Origin of the sequence: Parapusillimonas granuli, assembly GCF_013416525.1 — a bacterium.
Taxonomy (GTDB): Bacteria; Pseudomonadota; Gammaproteobacteria; order Burkholderiales; family Burkholderiaceae_B; genus Parapusillimonas; species Parapusillimonas granuli.
The window spans coordinates 373,856-395,688 of record NZ_JACCEM010000002.1 but is presented as its reverse complement, the minus strand read 5'-3'; the positions used below and the strand labels follow the sequence as shown (position 1 = coordinate 395,688).

General features: G+C 63.8%; 21 protein-coding genes. 14 read left to right on the top strand and 7 right to left on the bottom strand.

The features are described 5' to 3' along the window. Positions 1-162: 162 nt before the first annotated feature. A complete protein-coding gene (locus H0A72_RS04580; RefSeq protein WP_425502472.1) occupies positions 163-1,089 on the top strand; it encodes a Bug family tripartite tricarboxylate transporter substrate binding protein in 927 nt (308 codons plus the stop codon). A 12-nt stretch (positions 1,090-1,101) separates the two neighbouring features. On the opposite strand, the gene H0A72_RS04575 is transcribed toward H0A72_RS04580, so the two are convergent. Both H0A72_RS04575 and H0A72_RS04570 read right to left on the bottom strand, forming a co-directional pair. Beyond that, positions 1,102-2,556: a phospholipase D-like domain-containing protein gene (locus H0A72_RS04575; RefSeq protein ID WP_180153868.1), complete on the bottom strand. Its 1,455-nt coding sequence runs from the start codon at positions 2,554-2,556 to the stop codon at positions 1,102-1,104. 118 nt (positions 2,557-2,674) lie between these two features. Continuing rightward, the gene (locus H0A72_RS04570) at positions 2,675-3,343 is read right to left on the bottom strand and encodes a 7-cyano-7-deazaguanine/7-aminomethyl-7-deazaguanine transporter (RefSeq protein WP_180153867.1); all 669 of its coding nucleotides are present in this window, start codon (positions 3,341-3,343) and stop codon (positions 2,675-2,677) included. Between the two features lie 220 nt (positions 3,344-3,563). Between H0A72_RS04570 and H0A72_RS04565 the strand changes: the two genes are divergently transcribed. Genes H0A72_RS04565 through H0A72_RS04550 form a run of 4 tightly spaced genes read left to right on the top strand, consistent with a single transcriptional unit; the run spans position 3,564 to position 7,973 of the window. Further along, positions 3,564-4,781 carry an MFS transporter gene (locus H0A72_RS04565; RefSeq protein ID WP_343060095.1) on the top strand — a complete coding sequence of 406 codons (1,218 nt, stop codon included), beginning with the start codon at positions 3,564-3,566 and terminating at the stop codon, positions 4,779-4,781. 19 nt (positions 4,782-4,800) lie between these two features. Further along, positions 4,801-5,637 (top strand): isocitrate lyase/PEP mutase family protein, encoded by an 837-nt coding sequence (locus H0A72_RS04560; protein ID WP_180153865.1) that lies wholly within the window; start codon positions 4,801-4,803, stop codon positions 5,635-5,637. A gap of 55 nt (positions 5,638-5,692) precedes the next feature. Then, positions 5,693-6,712: an alcohol dehydrogenase gene (locus H0A72_RS04555; RefSeq protein ID WP_180154043.1), complete on the top strand. Its 1,020-nt coding sequence runs from the start codon at positions 5,693-5,695 to the stop codon at positions 6,710-6,712. A gap of 55 nt (positions 6,713-6,767) precedes the next feature. Beyond that, positions 6,768-7,973, top strand: coding sequence for an MFS transporter (locus tag H0A72_RS04550; RefSeq protein WP_180153864.1), 1,206 nt, complete (start codon positions 6,768-6,770; stop codon positions 7,971-7,973). 31 nt (positions 7,974-8,004) lie between these two features. Here the strand turns inward: H0A72_RS04550 and H0A72_RS04545 are convergent, their stop codons facing one another. Next, positions 8,005-9,852: an ABC transporter ATP-binding protein gene (locus H0A72_RS04545; RefSeq protein ID WP_180153863.1), complete on the bottom strand. Its 1,848-nt coding sequence runs from the start codon at positions 9,850-9,852 to the stop codon at positions 8,005-8,007. Positions 9,853-9,914: 62 nt separating this feature from the next. Between H0A72_RS04545 and H0A72_RS04540 the strand changes: the two genes are divergently transcribed. From H0A72_RS04540 to H0A72_RS04530, 3 genes are all read left to right on the top strand, one after another. After that, positions 9,915-10,364 carry a GNAT family N-acetyltransferase gene (locus H0A72_RS04540; protein WP_180153862.1) on the top strand — a complete coding sequence of 150 codons (450 nt, stop codon included), beginning with the start codon at positions 9,915-9,917 and terminating at the stop codon, positions 10,362-10,364. Positions 10,365-10,429: 65 nt separating this feature from the next. Next, on the top strand, positions 10,430-10,582 hold the full coding sequence (locus H0A72_RS04535) for a hypothetical protein (protein WP_180153861.1): 153 nt from the start codon (positions 10,430-10,432) through the stop codon (positions 10,580-10,582). Between the two features lie 28 nt (positions 10,583-10,610). Next, a complete protein-coding gene (locus H0A72_RS04530; protein ID WP_180153860.1) occupies positions 10,611-11,123 on the top strand; it encodes a DUF4351 domain-containing protein in 513 nt (170 codons plus the stop codon). Between the two features lie 12 nt (positions 11,124-11,135). On the opposite strand, the gene H0A72_RS04525 is transcribed toward H0A72_RS04530, so the two are convergent. Beyond that, positions 11,136-11,906: an IclR family transcriptional regulator gene (locus tag H0A72_RS04525; protein WP_180153859.1), complete on the bottom strand. Its 771-nt coding sequence runs from the start codon at positions 11,904-11,906 to the stop codon at positions 11,136-11,138. 83 nt (positions 11,907-11,989) lie between these two features. Between H0A72_RS04525 and H0A72_RS04520 the strand changes: the two genes are divergently transcribed. The 6 genes from H0A72_RS04520 to H0A72_RS04495 all read left to right on the top strand — a co-directional run bounded on the left by H0A72_RS04520 (position 11,990) and on the right by H0A72_RS04495 (position 19,269). Beyond that, positions 11,990-13,054: a CobW family GTP-binding protein gene (locus tag H0A72_RS04520; protein ID WP_246436773.1), complete on the top strand. Its 1,065-nt coding sequence runs from the start codon at positions 11,990-11,992 to the stop codon at positions 13,052-13,054. Positions 13,055-13,063: 9 nt separating this feature from the next. After that, the gene (locus H0A72_RS04515; RefSeq protein WP_343060094.1) at positions 13,064-14,530 is read left to right on the top strand and encodes a dihydroorotase; all 1,467 of its coding nucleotides are present in this window, start codon (positions 13,064-13,066) and stop codon (positions 14,528-14,530) included. A 71-nt stretch (positions 14,531-14,601) separates the two neighbouring features. Beyond that, positions 14,602-15,369 carry a maleate cis-trans isomerase family protein gene (locus H0A72_RS04510; protein ID WP_180153857.1) on the top strand — a complete coding sequence of 256 codons (768 nt, stop codon included), beginning with the start codon at positions 14,602-14,604 and terminating at the stop codon, positions 15,367-15,369. Between the two features lie 27 nt (positions 15,370-15,396). Further along, on the top strand, positions 15,397-16,383 hold the full coding sequence (locus H0A72_RS04505; protein ID WP_180153856.1) for a Bug family tripartite tricarboxylate transporter substrate binding protein: 987 nt from the start codon (positions 15,397-15,399) through the stop codon (positions 16,381-16,383). Between the two features lie 67 nt (positions 16,384-16,450). Continuing rightward, entirely contained in the window at positions 16,451-17,701 is a 1,251-nt protein-coding gene (locus H0A72_RS04500; protein WP_180153855.1) for an HlyD/EmrA/EmrK family protein, read from the top strand. Then, positions 17,698-19,269, top strand: coding sequence for a DHA2 family efflux MFS transporter permease subunit (locus H0A72_RS04495; RefSeq protein ID WP_180153854.1), 1,572 nt, complete (start codon positions 17,698-17,700; stop codon positions 19,267-19,269). Before H0A72_RS04500 ends, H0A72_RS04495 begins: the two co-directional genes overlap by 4 nt. Before the next feature lie 66 nt (positions 19,270-19,335). On the opposite strand, the gene H0A72_RS04490 is transcribed toward H0A72_RS04495, so the two are convergent. The 3 genes from H0A72_RS04490 to trxA are packed head-to-tail and all read right to left on the bottom strand — an operon-like array spanning position 19,336 to position 21,831. Next, complete coding sequence (locus H0A72_RS04490) at positions 19,336-19,959, bottom strand: class I SAM-dependent methyltransferase (RefSeq protein ID WP_180153853.1); 624 nt, start codon at positions 19,957-19,959, stop codon at positions 19,336-19,338. A 31-nt stretch (positions 19,960-19,990) separates the two neighbouring features. Beyond that, positions 19,991-21,391, bottom strand: a complete 1,401-nt coding sequence (locus tag H0A72_RS04485) for a TolC family protein (protein ID WP_246436771.1) — start codon at positions 21,389-21,391, stop codon at positions 19,991-19,993. An 8-nt stretch (positions 21,392-21,399) separates the two neighbouring features. Beyond that, the gene (trxA, locus tag H0A72_RS04480; RefSeq protein WP_180153851.1) at positions 21,400-21,831 is read right to left on the bottom strand and encodes a thioredoxin; all 432 of its coding nucleotides are present in this window, start codon (positions 21,829-21,831) and stop codon (positions 21,400-21,402) included. Between the last annotated feature and the right edge of the window lie 2 nt (positions 21,832-21,833).

Here is a 21,833-nt window from a genome sequence, read left to right as displayed (position 1 = left end):
CCCCGGCCCGCACCGTTGTTTGTGGTTGTGGTAAACGGCCCTGCCCGGTTCGCGCAGGGTTTCCGGGCGCGGGTTTTCCGCGCTCGGTCAAATAGAAAAACCTGGAGGAGATCCATGAAGAAAGTACGTCTTGCATACGCGGCGGCGCTCGCCCTGTCCGCCATGGCCGTATCCGGCGGCGCGCACGCGGCCTGGCCGGAGCGCGCCATCACCATCATCGTGCCGTTTCCCGCCGGAGGCGGCACCGACACTTTCGCGCGGCCGCTGGCCCATCAGCTGGGCGAGCAACTGGGCAAGAGCGTCGTGGTCGACAACAAGGGCGGGGCCGGAGGCACGCTGGGGGCGGGGATCGCCGCGCGCGCAACCCCCGACGGCTACACCTTCTTCATGGGCGGCGCGCACCACGTGGTGGCCCCGTCCACCTACAAGAAGCTGAATTACGACATCCAGAAAGACTTCGTTCCGGTGGCGCTGCTGGCGCAGCCGCCGCAAGTGATCGTGGTCAATCCCTCCAAGCTGCCCGTCAACAGCGTCAAGGAACTGCTCGAGAAGATGAAGGCGAATCCCGGCCAGATCAACTTCGGGTCCGCCGGCGTCGGCAGCACGCACCATCTGGCGGGCGAGCTCTTCAAGATCAAGAACGGGGTGGACGTCACCCACGTGCCGTATCAGGGCGCGGGCCCCATGCTCACCGGCCTGATCACCGGCCAGGTCGACATGGCGTTCGACGGCCTGGGCTCCTCGGCGTCGCACATCCGGGCCGGGTCGATCCGGCCGCTGGCGGTCGCGTCGGCGCAGCGTTCGCCCACCTTCCCCGACGTCCCCACGGCGGCGGAGGCGGGCGTGCCCGACTATGAGGTCTCCACCTGGTATGCCATGTGGGCGCCCGCGGGAACGCCGCCCGACGTCGTCAAGAAGATGTCCGAGGAAATCACCAAGGCGCTGAACACCCCGAAGATCAAGGACTTGTGGGCCAGCAATGGCACGGCCGTCCCCAACATGACGGGCAGCGACTTCGGCAAGTTCGTCGACAGCGAGATCAAGCGCTGGGCGGCGGTGGTCAAGCAGGCGGGCGTGGAGCCCCAGTAAGCGGCTGCCTGGCTACAAGTAAGGGCTGGCCAGCCATATCACCCGGTTGCGCAATCGCTTGCGGAAGGGGATGGCGGCCAGGCTTTCCAGCGTCACGGCGTCGGCGTTCCTGATTTCGGCGTCGATCAGGCTTTCGATTTCAGCCGCGGTTTCGCGGCTGTATATTTCCATGTCCAGCTCGAAGTTCAGGCGCAGGCTGCGCGGGTCCAGGTTCGACGACCCCACGTAGGACCACGCGCCGTCGATGGTGATGAGCTTGGAGTGGTTGAAGTTGCCCCGCGCGCGCCATACGCGGCACCCGCTGTGTATGACCTGGTCCAGTTGCGCCGTCATGGCGTAGTTCACCAGGCGCAGGTTGTTCTGCCCCGGTATGACGATGTCGACCGTGATGCCGCGCCGCGCGGCGGTGTTGATGGCGCCCATGAGCACCTGGTCGGGCAGGAAATAGGGCGATTGTATGCGTATGTGCCGCTGCGCGACGGCAAACGCGCCCAGCAGCATGTTGTGGGTGCCGACCATGTTGCGGTCGGGGCCCGAGCGTATGCAGCGCGCGGGGGCCAGCGGCTGCGGCGGGTCCCAGCGGTCGCTGCACCATGCCTTGAAGGCCAGGTTCTCTTTGGTGGTGAATTCCCAGTCGTGGGCGAATACCGACATCAGCTGCAGCACCACCGGGCCTTCGACCAGGAAATGGGTGTCCATGGCGGTCTTGGCGCCGGCGGCGTCCGTGGTGAAGCCGGCCCGGATGTTCATGCCGCCGGTGAAGGCGATGCGCCCGTCCACCACCAGTATCTTGCGGTGGCTGCGCAGGTTCGCATAAGGCATGCGCAGCCCCAGCGGATTGGTCATGAACAGGGCGGAGGGCACGCCCTTCTTGCGCAACAGCCGGATGATGGGCGGGCGCGAGTATTTCGACCCCACGGCATCGATGAGCACGCGCACGTTGACGCCGCGCTGCTGCGCGCGGGCCAGGGCGTCCACGATCTGCCTGCCCACGCTGTCGTTGTCGAAAATATAGGTTTCCAGCGCGATGGAGCTTGCCGCGGCGTCGATCGCTTCGATCATCGCGGGGTAGGCCTGGTCGCCGCCGCGCAGCACCCGTATGTGGTTGCCGTCGCAAAGCGGAAAGCGGCTGATCCGGTCTCCCAGCACGCGCAGCGAATCGAACTGCGGCGCGCGGATCGCGCCGATGTCGGCGCGGGGCGGCGGCGGGATCGGCAGGGATTCCTTCAGGCTCTTGTTGCGCTGTTCCGAAATATGGTCGTGGCGGATGCGGTTGACGCCGGCGACCAGATAAAAGAAGGGGCCCAGCAGGGGCGACATGAGTATGACCCCCACCCAGCCTATGGCGGCCCGGACGTCGTTCTTGGTCATGGCGGCGTGCACGGCCGCCGTGCCGCCGACGACGAGGCTCAAGAGGAAAGCGAGATGCGGCCAGTATTCGGAAAACAGGGATTGCAATGAAGCCATGTCGAAGACGCCATCAGTGATGCCCCTGCGCGCGCAACGCGGAGGAAAGGCCTTGAACGAGCCGGTGCGTGTATCGGGACAGCGCCAAGTATATCGGTTAATGCGGCCGAATCCCGAATCAGGCCTGGATCGGCACGGCGTCGCGCCGCTTCATGGCCCGCACGATGGCGCTCAGGGCCATGCCGTACATGGGCACGAACAGCAGCAGGCTGACGCTCAGCTTGATGACATAGTCCACCACGGCGATTTCGCCCCAGTGCTCGGCCATGAAAGGGTTGGTGCTGCGCCAGAAGGCGATGCTGAAGAAGGCCGCCGTGTCCAGCGCCTGCCCGAACACGGACGAGGCCGCCGGCGCCACCCACCATTGCACGTAGCTGCGGCGCATGCGGTCGAACACCTGCACGTCCAGCAGCTGGCCCAGCACGTAGGCGGCGAAGCTGGCGAAGGCGATGCGAAAGACGAAGCTGTTGAACTCGCCCAGCGCGCCGACGCCGTTGAAACGGCCTTCATGGAACAGCACCGACACGATGTAGGAGGCGATCAGCGCCGGCACCATGGCCCGCGCGATCACGCTGCGCGCCTCGGTCTTGCCGATCAGGCGGACGGTCAGGTCGGTGGCCAGGAAAATGAAGGGAAAGCTGAAGGCGCCCCAGGTGCTGTGGAAACCGAAGAGGTCGATGGGCAGCTGCACCAGATAGTTGCTGGCGATGATGATGAGGATGTGGAACGCGACCAGCCACGCAAGATAGAACGACACCCGCGACGGCGGGACGGAGACGGAAGCCATGATGAGCCTTTTTGATGGATGGGGTTAGGGAACCCATGAGGGAGACGCAAGCGGGCATTATACGCCGGAAGGGCGCCGCCGCCGGCGGCGCGGCTTGCGCCGAAGGAGCGCGAACGAGGTACTATCACATCATGCTGGTCGCGCGGAGCGACGCAAGCGGAAACGGCAGCCGGTATCCACGGGACTCCCGCGCCGTTCGCATCATGGAGATTCGAGTACTGTGTCGCGTCCAACGGTAGGCCTGCTGCCCCAGGTTTCGGCCGCTCACTTGGTGAGCCATTTTCACATCATGGTAATACCGGCGCTGCTCCCGCTGCTGCCGGCGAAACTGGGCGTCAGCTTCGTCGAGCTCGGCGTGGCGCTCAGCGTCTTCAACGTGATTTCGGCGCTGGTGCAGGCGCCGCTGGGCTTCGCGGTGGACCGCTACGGCCCGCGCATGGTCCTGCTGTGCGGGCTGGGGCTGGGCAGCGCCAGCTTTTTGTCCCTGGCCATCGCGCCGAACTACCTGTGGCTGCTGGTGGCGATGACGCTGGCCGGCATCGCCAACGGCGTCTATCATCCCGCCGATTATGCCCTGCTGTCCAAGGGAATCGCGCCGGGGCGCATGGGGCGCGCCTTCTCCATCCATACCTTCTCGGGCTATCTCGGCGGGGCGCTCGCGCCCGTCGCGCTGATCGGCGTAGCCTCGCTGCTGAACGTCGAAGCCGCCTTCGCCGCCTCGGCCCTGGTCGGCGCGCTGGCCATGGTCGTGGTGGCCTTGCCGACGACGGAACGCTGCACCCCCGAGCCCGCGCCAAGCGCGGCGCCGGCCCGCGGCGCGGCCGGGCGTTCGGCGGCGGTGCTCACGCCGGCCATCATGGTGCTGACGCTGCTCTTCGTGATGCTGAGCCTGAGCACCAGCGCCATCGACCGCTTTTCCGTCAGCGCCCTGGTGCAGGGATACAGCGTCCCGCTTTCCTGGGCGAACAGCGCCTTGACGGCCTTCCTGTTCGCCAGCGCGGCGGGGGTGCTGGCCGGCGGCTACCTGGCCGACCGCACGCGCCACCACGGTTTCGTGGCGGCGGCGGCGTTCGGCATGGCCGCGGTGGTGGTCATCGTCGTCGCCGCCGTCGCGCTGAGCGATCTCGCCGTCGTCGTGCTGCTGGGCGTGGCAGGCTTTCTCACCGGCGTCATCGCGCCCTCGCGCGACATGCTCGTGCGGGCGGCCGCGCCCGTCGGCGCCGAGGGCAAGACCTTCGGCATCGTCATGACCGGATTCAACATCGGCGGCGCGGTCGGGCCCGTCATGTTCGGATGGCTGCTCGATCACGGCCGCTACGGCGGCATCTTCTGGGCGGCCGCCGGCTTCATGGTGCTGACCGTCATGCTGACGCTGGGCCAGGAATGGCAGGCCCAGTCCAAGCGGCGCGCCCGGCTGGCCGCCACCCCTCAACACTGACAGACCTCGAGGCGCACTCATGACCGACACCGACGGCACCGCGCGGAAGCGGGACCTCTTTTTCCAGTTGCACGAGGCCGGCTGCTTCGTCATTCCCAACCCCTGGAACGTCGGCACGGCGCGCTGCCTCCAGGACCTGGGCTTCAAGGCCATCGCCTCCACCAGCGCCGGCCATGCGCACGCCAACGGCCTGCCCGACGGCGCGCAAGGCCTGGATGAGGTCCTGGCCCATTACCAGGCCCTGGCCGCCGCGGTGGACATTCCCCTGAACGCCGACTTCGAGAACGGCTTCGCCGAGGACCCGCAGGGTCTGCATGACAACGTCGTGCGCTGCGTAGCCACCGGCGTGGCGGGGCTGTCCATCGAAGATGCGCCGCAAGGCCAGGGAACGGGGCTGTACGATTTCCCCACGGCGCTCGCCCGCATCAAGGCGGCGCGCGCCGCCATCGACCAGACCGGCCGGCGCGTGCTGCTGACCGCCCGCTCCGAAGGCTTCATACGCGGCGCGCCCGACCTCGCGGAAACGGTCAGGCGCCTGCGGGCGTACGCCCAGGCCGGGGCCGATTGCCTGTACGCGCCCGGCATCAAGACGAAGGAAGAAATCGCCGCCGTCGTCCAGGCGGCGGACGGCCTGCCGGTCAACTTCCTGAACAGCGCGGCTTTCGGCTATACCGTGGACGACCTGGCCCGGATGGGCGTGAGGCGCATCAGCGTGGGCGGCACCCTGGCCCGGCTCGCCATGGACGGCTTCCTGCAGGCCGCGCAGCGCATCGCCCGGCAAGGAAGCTTCGACGACTTCGCCGGCGTGGTCAGCAACGCGGAATTGAACCAGCGCTTCGAGAAATATGCGAAATAGCCGGGGCGGAAGCGCCCGGCCTGTTTCGGTCCATGAGGATGCCGAAGGCATGGAGCTGAAGAAAACCTACCGGGCCATGCAAATCAGCAGGCCGGGCCTGTTGGAGCTCGTGGAGCGCGACACGCCGCGGCCGGCTGCGGGCGAAGTCCTGATTCGTGTGGAGGCTTGCGGCATCTGCGGGGCTGATGCCGCCGACATCGAAAGAGCCGATGCCGCGCAGCCGCCGCGCGTGCCCGGCCATGAGGTGGTGGGGCGCATCGTGGCCCTGGGGGACGGCGTGCCGTCCACCTGGAAGCTGGGGCGGCGCGTGGGCGTGGGGCGCCTCGGTGGCCATTGCCAGGAATGCGATCCATGCCGGCAAGGGCGTTTCCAGCTCTGCCAGAATCAGCCTGTCGTCGGCGCCTCGCGCGATGGCGGCTATGCCGAGCTGATGCTGGCGCGCGGCACCGGGCTGGTGTCGATTCCGGACGAACTGGACGCGGCGGAAGCGGCGCCCATCTTGTGCGCGGGCGTGGCCACGTTCAACGCGCTCAGGAAATGCGGCGCGCAGGCCGGGGACCTCGTCGCCGTCCTGGGCATCGGAGGCCTGGGGCATATGGCGCTGCAGTATGCGCGGCGCATGGGATTCAGGGTGGCGGCCATCGGCCGCGGCGCCGACATCGAAGCGGACGCCTTGGCGCTGGGCGCCCATGTCTATGTGGACAGCCGCCGGGAGGATGCGGTGGAAAGGCTGAGGCGCCTGGGCGGGGCGCAGGCCGTCCTGAGCACGATAGACGATGCCGGCATGGTGTCGGCATTGCTGGGCGGGCTGGCGCCAGAAGGGCGCTTGGTCGTGCTCAACCCGGGCAAAAGCCCGCTGCAGGTAGCCGCCGGCCTCCTGGTCGGGGGGCAGCGCGGCATCCTGGGGTCGATTACCGGCACGCCGCACGACAACGAAAAGGCCCTGGGTTTCAGTGTGCTGGTGGATGCGCGGCCCCGAATCGAGACGATGCCGCTGGAGCGGGCCAACGAGGCCTACCAGAAAATGAAGTCCGGCAACGTCAAGTTCCGCATGGTGCTGACCATGGCGCCATAGCCCCCGCATCCTTCGAAACGCCCACCTTCCCAACGACACAAGACAACCCCAGTTCATGAGCGATTCTTCTTCCATACTCCCTGAAAACGTGCAGCGCGGCAACATCTGGCGGCTTTCCATCGCCCAGGCACTGGCGGGCGCGAATTCGGTGGTGGTGTTCGCCACGGGCGCCATCGTCGGCAATACGCTCGCCCCGTCGCCGATGCTGGCCACCTTGCCCATTTCCATCTTCGTGGTGGGCATGGCGGCGTGCATCTTGCCCGCCGGAAAAATCGCCCGGCACCATGGGCGGCGCGCCGCCTTCCTGGCGGGAACCGCCGCCGGGGTGCTGACCGGGCTGCTGGCCATGCTGGCCGTCATCATCGGCTCGTTCTGGCTGTTCTGCCTGGGGACCTTCCTGGGCGGGGGCTATGCGGCCGTGGTGCTGTCGTTCCGTTTCGCCGCCGCCGACGGCGTCGAACCGAAGCGGCGCGCGCGCGCCTTGTCGCTCGTCATGGCCGGCGGGGTGGCCGCCGGCGTCGTCGGGCCCCAGCTGGTGACCTGGACGATGGATCTATGGCCGCCGTACATGTTCGCGGCCACTTTCCTGGTGCAGGCCGCGGTCGCCGCGGCGTCGGCGGTGATCCTGCTGGGCGTTCGCCTGCCCGCGCCCACGGCGGCGGAACTGGCGGGCGGGCGCCCGCTCGCGGTCATCGCCAGGCAGCCGCGCTTCGTCGCCGCCGTGATTTCCGGCGCCGTGTCCTACATGCTGATGAATTTCCTGATGACGGCCGCGCCGCTGGCGATGCGCTTGTGCGGCCATTCGCAGGAATCGGCCAACCTGGGCCTGCAGTGGCACGTCATCGCGATGTATGCGCCCAGCTTCTTCACGGGCGGCCTGATCACGCGATTCGGCGCGGGGCGCGTGGCGACGGTGGGCTTGCTCTTGACGGGCCTGTCCGCGGCCGTCGGGCTGGGCGGCATCGACGTCATGCATTTCTGGTGGACGCTGATACTGCTCGGCCTGGGCTGGAACTTCGGTTTCCTGGGCGCCTCGGCGCTGGTCCTGGAATGCCACCGGCCCGAGGAAAAGACCCGGGTGCAGTCGCTCAACGACTTCATCGTCTTCGGCCTGATGGCGATCGGGTCGTTCTCGTCCGGCGGCATCCTGTCGGCCTATGGCTGGGATACGGTGTTATGGGCGTCGTTTCCGCCATTGGCCCTGTCGGTCGTGGCGCTTGCGCTGGCCATGAGGAAAAGAGCGCCCGCCCGCGCCGGGTAGCATGCGCCGCCGGCCGCCGGGGAGGGGCGCTTCAGGCGGCCGCCTCGGCGCTTTCCTCGCCCAGAAAGCCGCCGCTCTGGTGGCGCCACAGACGGGCGTAGATGCCGTTCTTCCTCAGCAATTCGGCGTGGCTGCCTTCCTCCACGATGCGCCCCTGATCCATGACGACGAGCCGGTCCATGGCGGCGATGGTGGAAAGGCGATGGGCGATGGCGATCACGGTCTTGCCTTTCATGATTTCCTTGAGGCTTTCCTGGATGGCCAGTTCCACTTCCGAGTCCAGCGCGCTGGTGGCTTCGTCGAGCAGCAGGATGGGGGCGTTCTTGAGCATGACGCGCGCAATGGCGATGCGCTGGCGCTGGCCGCCGGAAAGCTTGACGCCGCGCTCGCCCACCAGGGTGTCGTAGCCGCTGCGGCCTTGCGGGTCGCTCAGGTGCCGGATGAATTCATCGGCCTGGGCGCGGACGGCGGCGGCGCGGACCTGGGCGTCGTCGGCGTCGGGCAGCCCATAGGCGATGTTGTCGCGGATGGATCGGTGCAGCAGAGAGGTGTCCTGGGTGACCATGCCGATGGCCCCGCGCAGGCTGTCCTGCGTCACTTGGGAGATGTCCTGCCCGTCGATGCGTATCCGGCCGCTGTCCAGGTCGTAGAAGCGCAGCAGCAGATTGATCAGCGTGGACTTGCCCGCGCCGGAGCGCCCGACCAGGCCGATTTTCTCGCCGGGCCGCACCGTCAGGCTCAGGCCGTCGAGCACCTGGCGTTCGCCGTTGTAGTTGAAGCCGATCCGGTCGAACTCGACTTCGCCGCGCGTCACCTTCAGGGCGGGGGCGCCCGGCGCATCCTGCACCTTGGCAACGCGCGAGAGCGTGGCGATTCCGTCCTGCACGGTGCCGATGTTCTCGAACAGCGACGTCATTTCCCACATGATCCACTGCGACATGCCGTTGACGCGCAAGGCCATGGCCATGACCGCGGCCACGGCGCCCACGCCGATCTGGCCGCCATGCCACAGCCACAGCGCATAGCCGCCGGACGTGAAGATCAGGGCCGCCACCAGGGCCTGGTTGACGATTTCGAACCGGCTGACCAGGCGCATCTGGCGGAAGCCCGTTTCTTTGAAATCCTCCATCGCGGCGCGGGCGAACTGGGCTTCGCGCCTGGTGTGCGAGAACAGCTTGACGGTGGCGATGTTGGAGTAGGCGTCGCTGACCCGCCCGGTCATGGATGAGCGGGCATGGGCCTGTTCCTGCCCCACCTTGCCCAGCCGGGGAACGAAATACAGCATGGCCAGGCCGTACAGCAGGATCCAGCCGATGAAGGGCAGCATCAGCCGCAGGTCGAACCCGCCCGCCAGCGCAACGATGGTGATGAAGTACACGCTGATGCCCAGCACGATTTCCGTGAAAGTCAGCAGCACTTCGCGCACGGCCAGCGCCGTCTGCATGACCTTGGCGGTGACGCGCCCGGCGAATTCATCCGAGAAAAAGGACATGCTTTGCCGCAGCATGAGACGGTGGAAATTCCAGCGCAGCCGCAGCGGCAGGTTGATGGCCAGCACCTGATGCTGCACCATGGTGCGCAAGCCCACCAGGCCCACGCTCAGCGCCAGCACGGCGGCTATGCCCCACAGCACGCGGCGCTCGTTGGAAGATGCCGCGGCGCCCGCCTGCCAGACGGAAAGCAGGTCCACCACCTGCCCAAGAAAGGCGAACAGCCAGGCTTCGTAAATCGATACGGCCGCGCTGAGCAAGGCCAGGGCGGCCAGGTAGCGGCGCGAGCCCTGTGTGCAGGCCCACAGAAAGGAGAACAAGCCCTTGGGGGGCGGCTGCGGTTCATCGGGCGGGAAGGGGTCGAGCAGAAGTTCAAACCGCTGAAGCAAACGTGCCTCCGGAACAGTGAAAATGCGTCTATATTAATGCCCTTGCATCAAAGGAGAACGCTATGCAATCGGTCGAGATCAAAGCCATAGACAAGAACGATTTTGATATCTGGCTGCCTTTATGGAAAGGCTATCAGAAATTCTACGAGGTCGATATTTCAGAATCCGTCACCTCCAAGACTTGGGAGCGCTTCCTGGAACCCGGCCAGCCGATGCACGCCGCGCTTGCCATGGAAGGAGCGCGCGCCCTTGGAATGGTGCACTGGATCTATCATCGATCCACCTGGACGACGGGGGATTATTGCTACCTTCAGGATCTTTTTGTTGCACCGGACGCGCGGGGCAAGGGCGTCGGGCGCGCCCTGATCGAGCATGTGTATGCGGATGCGCGGCGCTGCGGGGCGTCGCGTGTGTACTGGCTGACTCACGAGTCGAACCAGACGGCGATACAGCTGTACGACCGTGTCGCCGATCGTTCGGGTTTCATACAGTATCGGAAGGTGCTGGGCTGACAAGGGCGCCGGGCGGCGGGCATGGCCCGACGCCGCCTACCGGCGCGTGGGCGACGGCGCCTGAATTGTCCAGCTATCAGCTGCAGTTGCGTTACGTGCTGATCGACGAAGGCGCGCTGCTGCGCGCGGGCGGCCTGCCCGATGCGAACCTGGCGGGGCTGCTTTTTCGGCTGGAGCACAGCACGGCCATGTCACAGCACGGCACAGCACGGCCATGAGCAAATCCCGGAAATACTGCACACTTTGATGGACGCGGTGCAAGGGGCGGGGTTTGAGGAGCTGAACCGCAGCCTTGCCGCCTATATCCAGCACCTGGTGCTGTCGCGGGCCCAGCCGCAAGAGGCGGTGCCCCAGGTCACGAGTTTGCGGGAGCTTGCCATGTTGATCAGTGAGAAGCCGGGCATGTGGGCCCGGCAGTGGAAGCGCATGGGGATCCTGGAGGGGCGCAAGGAAGGGCGCGAAGAAGGGTTTCAAGAAGGCCGTCAGGAAGGCATTGCTCAGGGCTTGCGACAAGAAGGCGAGCTATCTGGCCAAGCGGCGCTGCTGGAACGCCTGCTGACCCGCAAATTCGGTCCCTTGCCCGATACCCTGGTTCAGCGCATCCGCACGGGTAGTGATTCAGATCTGGAGACATTTCGTCGACGCCGACTCCATCGAACAAGTGTTTGCTTCGTGATCTCCCCCGACGCTGGGTTGCCTCGGTGCCGTATGGCCTATGGAAGGACTATTTCATCCGCCTGCGGGCATGCAAGCAGTTAAATTGAAAACACTCTAGCTGCGAGCGATCCATGGCTCCTCTTTGGCAAGGGCATCGGTGATCGCCTGTGCCGCCGAAATCACGGCGGCTCGTTGGCATTCGTCTTCGAAGTCAGGTTCATTCACGACCAGGCTTAAACCCCCGATCACCTGTTTGCTGGCAAAAATTGGTGCGGCAATGCCGACTCGTCCTTTTGCTACCTCCGACGTCGTGACCGCTACACCGGCCTTGCGTATTTCGGCCAAATGGTCCCGAAATTCCTTCCAGTTCGTGCAGTGCAAGCTGCGTTTTATTTCTTCTTCGTTCTCCAGATAGATCTTTTCCAGTGTCCGATCGTTCAAATGCGCCAGGATGGCCTTGGACGTTGCGCCGACGAATAAAGGCATTGCTACGCCGCGCTCGTACGAAGTGAGCGGGTAGGGTGCGTTGCCGGTTTCCTGGTGCACGCACATGACTTGGTCCCGATAGCGGCGGCTGAGCACCGCTACAGCGCGCTGGGTGGTGCGGTCTAGCAGCTCCCGCATTTGAGCCGTGCCCAAGCGAATCAGCGGGTCGCTGATTCTCACCACTCGATCGAACTGAACGAATGCAGGGCCCAGCACATAGCGCGAACCGACAATCGGTATTAGAAAGCCGGCTTGGCTCAGCTCTTGCACGTCGCGATATGCGGAACTAGTGGACGTTCCCATTTCGTGCGCGATTTCTTCTACTGACCAAGTGTGCTGCTGCTCGAATAACTGAAAGATATGCAGGATGCGGTTGCGTGGACGAATTTTTGGCTTCATCTTAATGCTTGCAAAATTTGCACTGATTGGTAATAATCCAAAATTCGCAAATAATGCGAATTAAATTGGGCTTGTAGATTACCATGATGACACAAAGTTCTTCCTTCGTTGACGGCCGAATACCGGTCAGCTTGCTTACCGGCTTTCTCGGTAGCGGCAAAACCACATTGCTGAACACTTGGCTACGCGATCCCGCCATGGCCGATGCTGCGGTGATCGTCAACGAATTCGGCGAGGTGGGAATCGACCATGAACTAATTGCGAGCAGCAATGACAACACCATTGAACTCAGCACCGGCTGCCTATGCTGCACCGTGCGTGGTGATTTGGTCGAAACGCTTCGCGAGCTGCATGTCAAGCGCGAAAGAGGCGAAATTCCACGTTTTTCGAGGGTGCTTGTCGAAACCACCGGCTTGGCGGATCCCGTGCCTGTAATTCAGGCCTTGATTACTTTTCCGGTGGCACGCGCTTACGTCCTTGGTCGCGTGATTACGGTGGTGGATGCCGTCAACGGCGGATACACGCTCGACGCGCATTCTGAGGCCATGCGGCAGGTCGTCGTCGCGGACGAACTGGTCTTGAGCAAGAATGATTTGGTGGACGGCAGCGCGTTGGCCGAGCAAGTCCGCCGCCTCAATCCCGGCGCTGGACTGACTCTTTCGCGTACAGACGCTCCTCCGCCAGCGACACTGTTGGAAGGCATCAATATCTACGATCCCTCTACTCGCCCGGCCGCTGTCGTGGAATGGCTCAAGGCGGATCGCTATGGCGGCGCGTACCAACATGAAGCCTTGGCGGACGGCCATGTTCACCATGACGTTAGCCGCCATTCCCACGATATCGGCAGTTTCTGCCTGAGTTATAGCGAGCCCCTGCATTGGGAACATGTCTGTGCTTGGCTGGATGCCTTGGTGCTTGCCCATGGCGACCAGTTACTGCGCGTCAAAGGCATCATCAACGTGGTCGGCAGAGAACGGCCTATCGTCGTACAAGCGGTACAACGCCTGTTTCATCCTCCTGCTGAGCTTTCCGATTGGCCGCAAGGCGCTATCGGCTCGCGAATAGTCTTCATCACTCGCGGCCTTTCGCGCGAATTCGTGGCCGAAGTCTTCGACACGTTACGCCAGCGCCAGCCAATTCATTCCTGATTTTGATACGTGCCGGCACCAGTACGTGGCCGCCTACATCAACCCGCATCCATCCCCGAAGGAGAACATTCTATGGACACTATTATCAAGAACGGCCTGATCATCACCGCTGAAGGTCGCTACCACGCTTCTATTGGCATTCGCGATGGCCAGATCGTGGGCATTTACGAACCTGGGACTGAGCCCACCGCAACGGAAACGATCGATGCGCAAGGACTGGCGGTGTTGCCCGGCGCGATCGACATGCATTCGCATCATCGTCAAGGCTCGGCCAAGGGCTTCGAGTACAAGGATACCATCCATACTGCCACGATGCAGTGCGCCGCTGGTGGTGTCACCACCAGCGTAGGCATGCCCAATGTAGTCCCACCGCCCAATTCGCTCGAGCTACTCGAAAAGCAGTACGCCATCTATCGCAGTGATGCCGTCGTCGATTGGAACTTCAATCCCGCTCCGACCATAGACAGCGAAATCGCCGGCATGGCGGGTACCGGCGTGGCGGCGTTCAAGATCTTCATGGTTGTCGACACGGGGCGCGATTATCCCCATATGCCGGGGATCGGAGTTCATGATCATGGCAAGATTCTTGCCATCATGAAGCGCTGCGCGGACTTGAATGTGCCGCTGATGGTGCACCCGCATGACCAGGCGTTGATGGATGTTATCGAGCACGAATATTGGCAACGAGGGGAACGGGATGCGCTGGCGTACGCAAAGGCCTATGCCGCACACGATGGCGTGATATGGGAGACCGCGATCGCCACTTTGCTGAGGCTGCAGCGGGCCGCCGGCTGCCATCTCCATATTCTGCATACCCAGACCGTGGGCAGTGTGGATCTCATTCGCCAAGCGAAGGCTGCTGGCCAGAAGGTGACCTGCGAATTGAACCCATGGGCGCTCTTCCTTGGCTGCGACTGGAGTGCGATTCAGCGCCTGGGATCCTACGCGCTGTCTTATTGGGTGCCGGAAAAGAACGTGCCAGGCCTATGGCAAGGAGTACGCGACGGCACCATCGACATCATTGCCACGGATCACGCCCCGCATACACGTGAAGAAAAGGAAATTGGCTGGACCGATGGATGGAAGGCGCACACCGGCACACCGTCCACACAGTTTTATCTCAGCATGTTCCTCACCGCCGCACTGGAGGGCAAGCTGTCTTTAGAGCGCGTAGTAGAAGCTTGTTCGACCGCACCCGCTCGATTGTTCAAGCTTGAGAACAAAGGCCAGATTCGCTTGGGCTTCGATGCGGATCTGGTGTTGGTAGACCTCGAACGTGAGTATGAGGTTCGTGACGAGGACGTGCTGAGCTTGGTGGGATGGAGCCCCTACGCTGGTCGCAGGTTTAAGGCAAAGCCGGTGCGCACCCTGGTGCGCGGCCATACCGTGTATGTGGACGGAAAAGTAGTGGGAGAAAAAGGTTGGGGTAAACACGCGCGTGCCGTACGAGAAGCGGCGGTGTTTGCGGCTGCTTAGTCATTCTCGCACGCATGGGGCCATTGCCGATGCAGTGGCCATCCTCAATCATTACGACAACGGTGGCGTCCATGAAGGCATTGCAGCTAAGTCGTCCTTATGGGTGGCGCGGAAAAATTGGTCTGATCACGCCCTCCAGCAACAATATCAACGAACCGGAATTCTATCGGTTGGCCCCGCCCGGCGTTACGGTTCATACGGCCCGAGTCTTGTTGACGGGCGAGATGGACGAGGCCTCCTATCATCGCATGGCTGACGAGCTCGGCCGCGCGGCGCGCGAGCTCGCGACTGCAGAAGTCGATATCGTGGCCTATGGATGCACGGCCGGTTCGGTCATCGTTCCCCTATCTCAACTCACTGATGCAATGTCGGCAGAGACGGGTACGCCTGCCTTAGTTACGGCGGGAGCAGTGGTTTTGGCATTGAAGGCGCTGGGAGCCAGGAAAGTAGCGATGGGAACGCCTTATCTCGATTTCGTAAATCGGCGTGAAGTCGACTTCCTGCAGGAGCACGGGATCACGGTGACGAAATATCTGGGACTGGAAATGGGTGGCAATCAGCAGGAACGCCGCTGCATCGGCCATGTCTCCCCGCAAGCCGTGTTCCGGATGGCGCTTGAGGTCGACACGCCGGACGCGGAAGCAGTCTTTATCAGTTGCGCCAACCTGGCGACGATCGACGTCATCGAGGCAATTGAAGATGCGTTGGGAAAGCCAGTGATCAGCAGCAATACGGCTTGTTTCTGGGCTTGCCTTCGTACGCTGGGCATCAATACAAGCATCGCCGACCATGGCCGCCTGCTACGGGATTTTACCGATCCAATCGCAGCAGGCAACTAACATTTATGACCTTGAATGGGAAAAACAATGATGAATCGCCGTCGCTTCAATCAGTTCCTCGCCATCGCCGCAGGGGGAGGTGCACTAGGCTCGCTACCACTGACAGTAAGGGCAAGCAATTGGCCTGCGCGGCCGGTCAGCCTGATCATTCCGTACGCCCCGGGAGGCAATACCGACTTCATGGCGAGGTTGACAGCGGAATGGCTGTCGCGTGCCATCAATAATTCGGTGGTGCCGGAGAATCGCGCCGGAGCTGGTGGAATCATCGCGGCAAACCACGTAGCGCGTTCCCCGTCGGATGGCTACACGCTGTTCTTTGCCACGATTACTCAGATTTCGCTCGCACCCTTTCTTTACAAGATCCAGTATGACCCCTTCAAGGATTTTGTGCCGATTGCCAATGTCGGTGGCAACCCGCTCGTGCTGACCGTTACCAGCGCGTCGCGCTTCAAGTCGCTTGAAGACCTGATCGCGTTTGGCCGTGCCAACCCTGGCAAGATCACGGTCGGACATGCTGGAGTCGGGTCGCTGTCACACTTGTCGGCTTTCATTTTCCTGAAGCGAGCCGGTATTGAGGCAACGTTGGTTCCTTACAAAGGAGGCGGCCCCGCACTGGCTGATATGCTCGGGGGGCACACCGATCTTTACTCCGCCAATATCTCGGAAATCATGAGCCATGCATCCAGCGGCCGGGTCCGATTCCTCGGCGTTTCCAGCCTGGAGCCGATTCCACAATTGCCCGGGGTGCCGACCATTGCTTCAATCATCCCAGGTCATCAAATTGAGACCTGGAACGGTGTGGTCGGCCCGGCCGGGTTGCCGGCAGCCGTGGTCGACCGCTTGGCTGAAGAAATTTCCAGAATGCTGAAGGACGCTACGGTCCGCGAAAAGCTCGTTGGCGCGGGAGTCCTGCCGCAAGACGGTCAGGTCAAACAAGCTTTTGCCGAGCGCATACAACGTGATGTAGAGCTTTGGCGTCCGATGATGGAGCAAGCCGGAATCAAACCGGAGTGAGTCTCGGGGGCGACCATGTTGCCGCGGGGGTGGTTATACTCTCGCCCGTACCATCAAGGTGACCACCATGTCCGATCCTGTTGCCAACGCGTCAGAAGCGCCGCAAGGCGAAAACGCCCAGCAGCGAGCAGGCACCGAGGGCGAACGGCGGGCCAGGCGCAGGAAAGGCTTGCGGCTTCTGGCGGCTGGAGTCCTTATCGCAGCGGCGGCCTGGTGGTTGTGGCAACATTTCTTCGTCGCCGGCAAAGCCTCCACCGATAACGCCTATGTCCATGGCAATATCGTGCTGATCACTCCTCAGATAGACGGAACCATCGCGTCGCTGTTCGTTGAGGAGACTGGCCAGGTGAGGGAGGGCGAATTATTGGTCTTGCTGGACGCGATCGACGTTCGCAATCGCTTGCTGCTGAAAGAAGCGCAGCTCGCGCTGGTGGTGCGCGATACGCGCGCACTGTATCTCAAGACCGCTATGTTGCAGTCGTCGCTGGCTTTGCATCGCAGTCGAATTGAGCGTGCTCGCGCAGAGCTGGTGCGGGCCGGCGACAGCGCGCGGCGCAGGGTGTCCTTGCAGACCGGAGGGGCTGTTTCCACTGAAGAGTTGCGTACTGCTGAAGCTGCACTCGCCGTGGCTCGAAGCGATCTGGCGGCGGCCGAGGCCGCGTTCAATACCGCCTCCGCCGAACTCGACGCGCATCTGGCTCTAGTCGGCGAGCATAGCCCGCGGCAGCATCCGGCAATTCAGCAGGCGGCTTCCGAAATGCGCGAAGCATGGCTCGCCGTCCGCCGCACCGAAATACGCGCTCCGGTAGCCGGTCAGATTGCACGGAAGCATGTCGAGGTCGGTCAACGGGTCGCGGAAGGTGCGAACTTGATGTCCATCGTGGTTCTCGATCAACTATGGGTCGAAGCCAATTTCAAGGAAAACCAGCTGCGGGACATTCGCTTGGGCCAGCCGGCACGCTTGTATGCTGACTTATACGGTCGTCAGCATGTATATGACGGCTGCGTTGCGGGGATCGGCGCGGGCACCGGCGCGGCTTTCGCACTACTGCCCGCACAAAACGCGACAGGGAACTGGGTCAAGATCGTGCAACGGGTGCCGGTCCATATCAAGTTGGATCCCGCTCAGTTGCGCCAGCACCCATTGCGCATCGGGCTCTCCATGCGGGTAATCGTGGACACCAATGCCACTGCCACGATCAGCGAGGACTGCCGGCCGTCGCCGGTGACTCGTGACAATAGCCTTGCCCAGTTGGAGCAACATGCCGACCAAGCTGCGCGAGCCATCATCGACGCACAGTTTCCTGGGGCATCATGAGCGCGGTGCCGGGCCCTCGGGACGTTGTGGCGCAAGCCGCCCCGGCGGGATGGCCATTGGAAGGTCTGCGTCGCCTCGCAGGCACGGTATCAGTTTCGCTAGCGACCTTCATGAGCGTGCTCGATATTTCCATCGCCAACGTGTCGTTGCCTACGATCGTCGGTGACCTGGGGGCCAGCCCGACCCAGGGCACATGGATCATCACCAGTTTCGGCGTCGCCAATGCCATCGCGTTGCCGTTGACTGGCTGGCTAGTGTTGCGGCTCGGCACGGTGCGGCTTTTCCTTGCCAGTGTGGCACTGTTTACGCTGATGTCGCTGCTGTGCGCATTGGCCCCAAATCTCGAATTCCTGGTTTTGTTTCGCGTGCTTCAAGGCCTATTCGCCGGGCCTATGATCCCGCTCTGCCAAGCTTTGTTGTTGCGCATCTATCCCCCAAGAAGGCTCGGCTTCGCGCTGTCGGTATTGGCAATGACCACACTCAGCGCGCCCGTGGTGGGGCCGCTGCTGGGAGGTTGGTTGAGTGATAATTGGTCTTGGCATTGGATCTTCCTGGTCAACGTACCCGTCGGCATCGTATCCGTGTTGGTTGCTTGGCGCGTATTTCGAGGACTGGAGACCTCGATGAGAATGGCTCGAGTCGACGGCATAGGCCTCGGCTTGCTGATCGTCTGGGTCGGTTCGTTCCAGTTGCTGCTGGACCTAGGTCGCCACTACGACTGGTTCGCTTCCACGTTGATCGTTCTGCTGGCGTTGGCGACGCTCATCGGGTTGGCCGCATTCTTGATCTGGGAAGGTACCGAGCAGCAGGCCATCGTCGATCTGAGCCTTTTTAATGTCCGCAATTTCCGGATAGGAAGCTGGACGATGGCCTGTGCCTATGCATTGTTTCTTGGCAACCTGGTGCTGTTACCACTCTGGCTCCAACAGTACATGGGATACAGCGCCACACTGGCGGGGTTTGTGATGGCGCCGGTGGGCCTGACCGCGCTATTGACCGCGCCATTGGCAGGTCGTGCGATTTCTGGCTCGGACCCGCGCCGGCTGGTCAGCATTGCTTTCCTGGTATTTGCCCTGGCATCGTGGCTGCGGGCGCGCTTCAGCACAGATACCGACCTCGTCTCCATGATGGTCGCCAGCTTGGTGCAAGGAGTGGGCAACGCATTGTTCTTCGTTCCCTTGATGGCTATTATCATTAGCTGTGTGCCGGCTGACAGGATTGCTTCGGCATCGGGCATCAGCATTGGCTTGCGTTATATTGCGGGCGCTTTCGGAACATCACTGATGATCAGTGCCTGGGATTGGCGGGCCTCGGTGCACCGCAGCCGGCTGGTGGAAGCCATCTTCGACGGTAATCTTCTATGGCTTGAATATGAGCATACTCTGATTACCGCAGGCATGACTCCACTGCAAAGCCTGGCCAATGTTGAACGCACGCTGGAGCAGCAAGCGCATACGTTGGCTGTGAATGATTTATTCGAGTTCTCCGCGCTTTGTTTTGTGCTGCTTCTGGTGCCACTGTGGCGGGCGAACTGGGAGAAACCCGAAAAGGCTGTGGAACAATCCTGAGAGCCATTTGCGTCCATGGCACACAACGCTGCGTCTCGCGCTTCCAGCCCGGCGTTCGCCATGAAATCAATCCTTGGCGGCGACCAGCCCGACGAGCGCCGAGCGGCCTGTGTGGCGGTCGCCTTCCTTCAGCTCGGCTTCATATTCGACCAATTCCACGATGCGCAGGGCGGCGAAGGCCTCGCGGAGCATGTCGGCGGTGTATAGATGCGACAGGACGCCGGGGCCGCCGGTTTTGTATTCCAGCTGCTTGGGCGTATAGCCTTGCAGGATCAGCAGCCCGCCCGGCTTCAATGCCTGGACCATGTTGGCAAACAGCCGCGCGCGCATTTCGGGGTCGGCGAACTGGATGAAGATCGCGGCGATGACGTCGTAGGCGTTTGCCTGCCAGGGCCATTCATCGCATCCGGCGACGTGGTATTGCACCGAGACGCCGGCTTCCGCGGCCAGCTTGCGGGCTTTGGCGACGCCGGCCTGGGCGATGTCGAAGGCGTCGACCCGCAAGCCCTGGCGGGCCAGCCACACGCTGTTGCGGCCCTCGCCGTCCGCCACGCATAGCGCGCGGCCGCCGGCCGGCAGGCGCGGGGCCTGGGCGCGCAGGTATTCGTTGGGCTCCCGGCCAAAGACGTAGTCGTCGCCGGAAAAGCGCTGGTTCCAGGTCTGGGCGGCGTCGTCGAATGCGTGTGTCATTGCAAACCTACCATGAGTTCAGTCTTTCTTGTCAGCGGACAGATGATACAGCGAGTTCGCCGTTGGCCGCCTGCAAGGCGGCTTCGTCCAGGCGGCCTACCAGGGCGGCCAGGCGCAGGCGGTCGAGCAGCAGGCCGATCCGCGCCTGGGACAGGGCGAGTCTGGAGGCGGAGGCCTCGTTCTCGGCGTTGAGCAGGTCCAGCGTGCTGCGTTCGCCCACCGCATGCCCGAGCCGCGTGGCGTCGCGCCGGGCCTGGCTGGCGTGCATGGCCTGTTCCAGCGCGCGGATCCGTTCGGCGCCCACGCTCAGGCCCAGCCAGGCCGAGCGCACCTGCTGCGCGACCCGCTCGCGCGTGCGCGCGACCTCGGCCATCGCCTTGCCCGTCAGGCGCAGCGCCTCTTCTTCCTTGGCGCTGCGGTAGCCGCCGGTATACAGGGGTACGGACAGCTGGATGCCGACGGCCCAGCTGTTGCCGCTATTGGCGGCCGAACCGAAGTCGCCGCTGCCGCTCAGGCGGTTGCGGCCCACTTCGGCGACCAGGTCCACGCTGGCGGAAGATTTCACGCTGTATTTGGCGGCTTCGTGCTTGGCGACCTCCGCCGCCAGCACCTGCGCGCGGATCTCGGGGTTGCCCGATTGCGCCTCGTTCTGCCAGGATTCCAGCGGCTGCAGCGGCGAAGGGCGCTTGGCGCCGGCGTCGGGCAGGCGCGCGGCCAGCGTGCCGGCGGGCAGGCCGGTGGTGTCCGCCAGCAGATTGCGCTTGACCTGCACGTCGCTTTCGGCCGCCAGCAGCTGCGCGCGCACGGTCGCCAGGCGGGCACCGGCCTCGTGCGTGTCGGTCACGGGCGCCGCCCCCAGCTTGTAGCGGTCCCGCGCTTCGGTCGCGGCCCGCTGCACGGCATCGAGCTGCTGCCCGAGCACGCGCACGGTTTCATCGGCCAGGGCCAGGTCGAAATAGCGCTCCGCCGTGCGGATCATCAAGGCCTGCCAAGCCGCCTGCCATTGCAGGTCGGCCAGGTCGACGGAGGTGGAAAGCTGGCGCTGTTCGGCGCGGCGCGTTTCGTTGTACAGCGGCTGTTTCGCCGCGACGGCCCAGCGCGTGGAGGTGCCGCTGGTCACCGAGGTGTTGAAGCCCACGCCGCTGGTTTGCTGGAAGCCCGGGGCGCTGAACTGCGCGCCGCGGGTTTCGGATTCGTGGGTGGCCACGCCCACCGAGCCGACCAGGCCGACGTTCGGCCGCCACAGCGCAGCGGCCTGATCGCGGCGCGGCTGCGCCGCCGCATGCGCGGCGCGCGCCACGGCGTATTCCTTGTCGCTTTGCATCGCGGCCCGCCAGGCCTCCGCCAGGTCGACGGCCGCGGGCGCCTGTGCGTGGCAAGCCAGGGGTACGGCAAGCAACGAGGCCCGCATTGCCCGGGATAGACGTTTCATGGCGGGCCTCATTCGCTCTGGTTCAGCTGATGCCGCAGCCATTGCGTCAGGACGCCCGGCGCCATGACGCCGGATTGGCGCGCCAGTTCCCTGCCGGCGCGGTATAGGACCAGGGTCGGCACGCTGCGGATGGCGTGCGCCTGCGCCGCTCGCGGGTTGGCATCGATGTCCAGCTTGGCGAAGCGCACTTCCGGGACCTGCGCCGCGGCCGCCTCGAAATGCGGCCCCATCATCTTGCACGGACCGCACCATTCGGCCCAGAAGTCCACCAGAACCGGCGGGTCGTTGCGGCCGATGTAGCGATCGAAGGTGGCATCGCTGAGGGCCGCGGGCCTGGCCGCCGCCAGTTCGGCGCCGCAGCGGCCGCAGACGGGTTCCCGCCGCGGGGAGTCGTCGGGGACCCGGTTGGTGGTCCCGCATGCAGGGCAGACGATGTGCATGG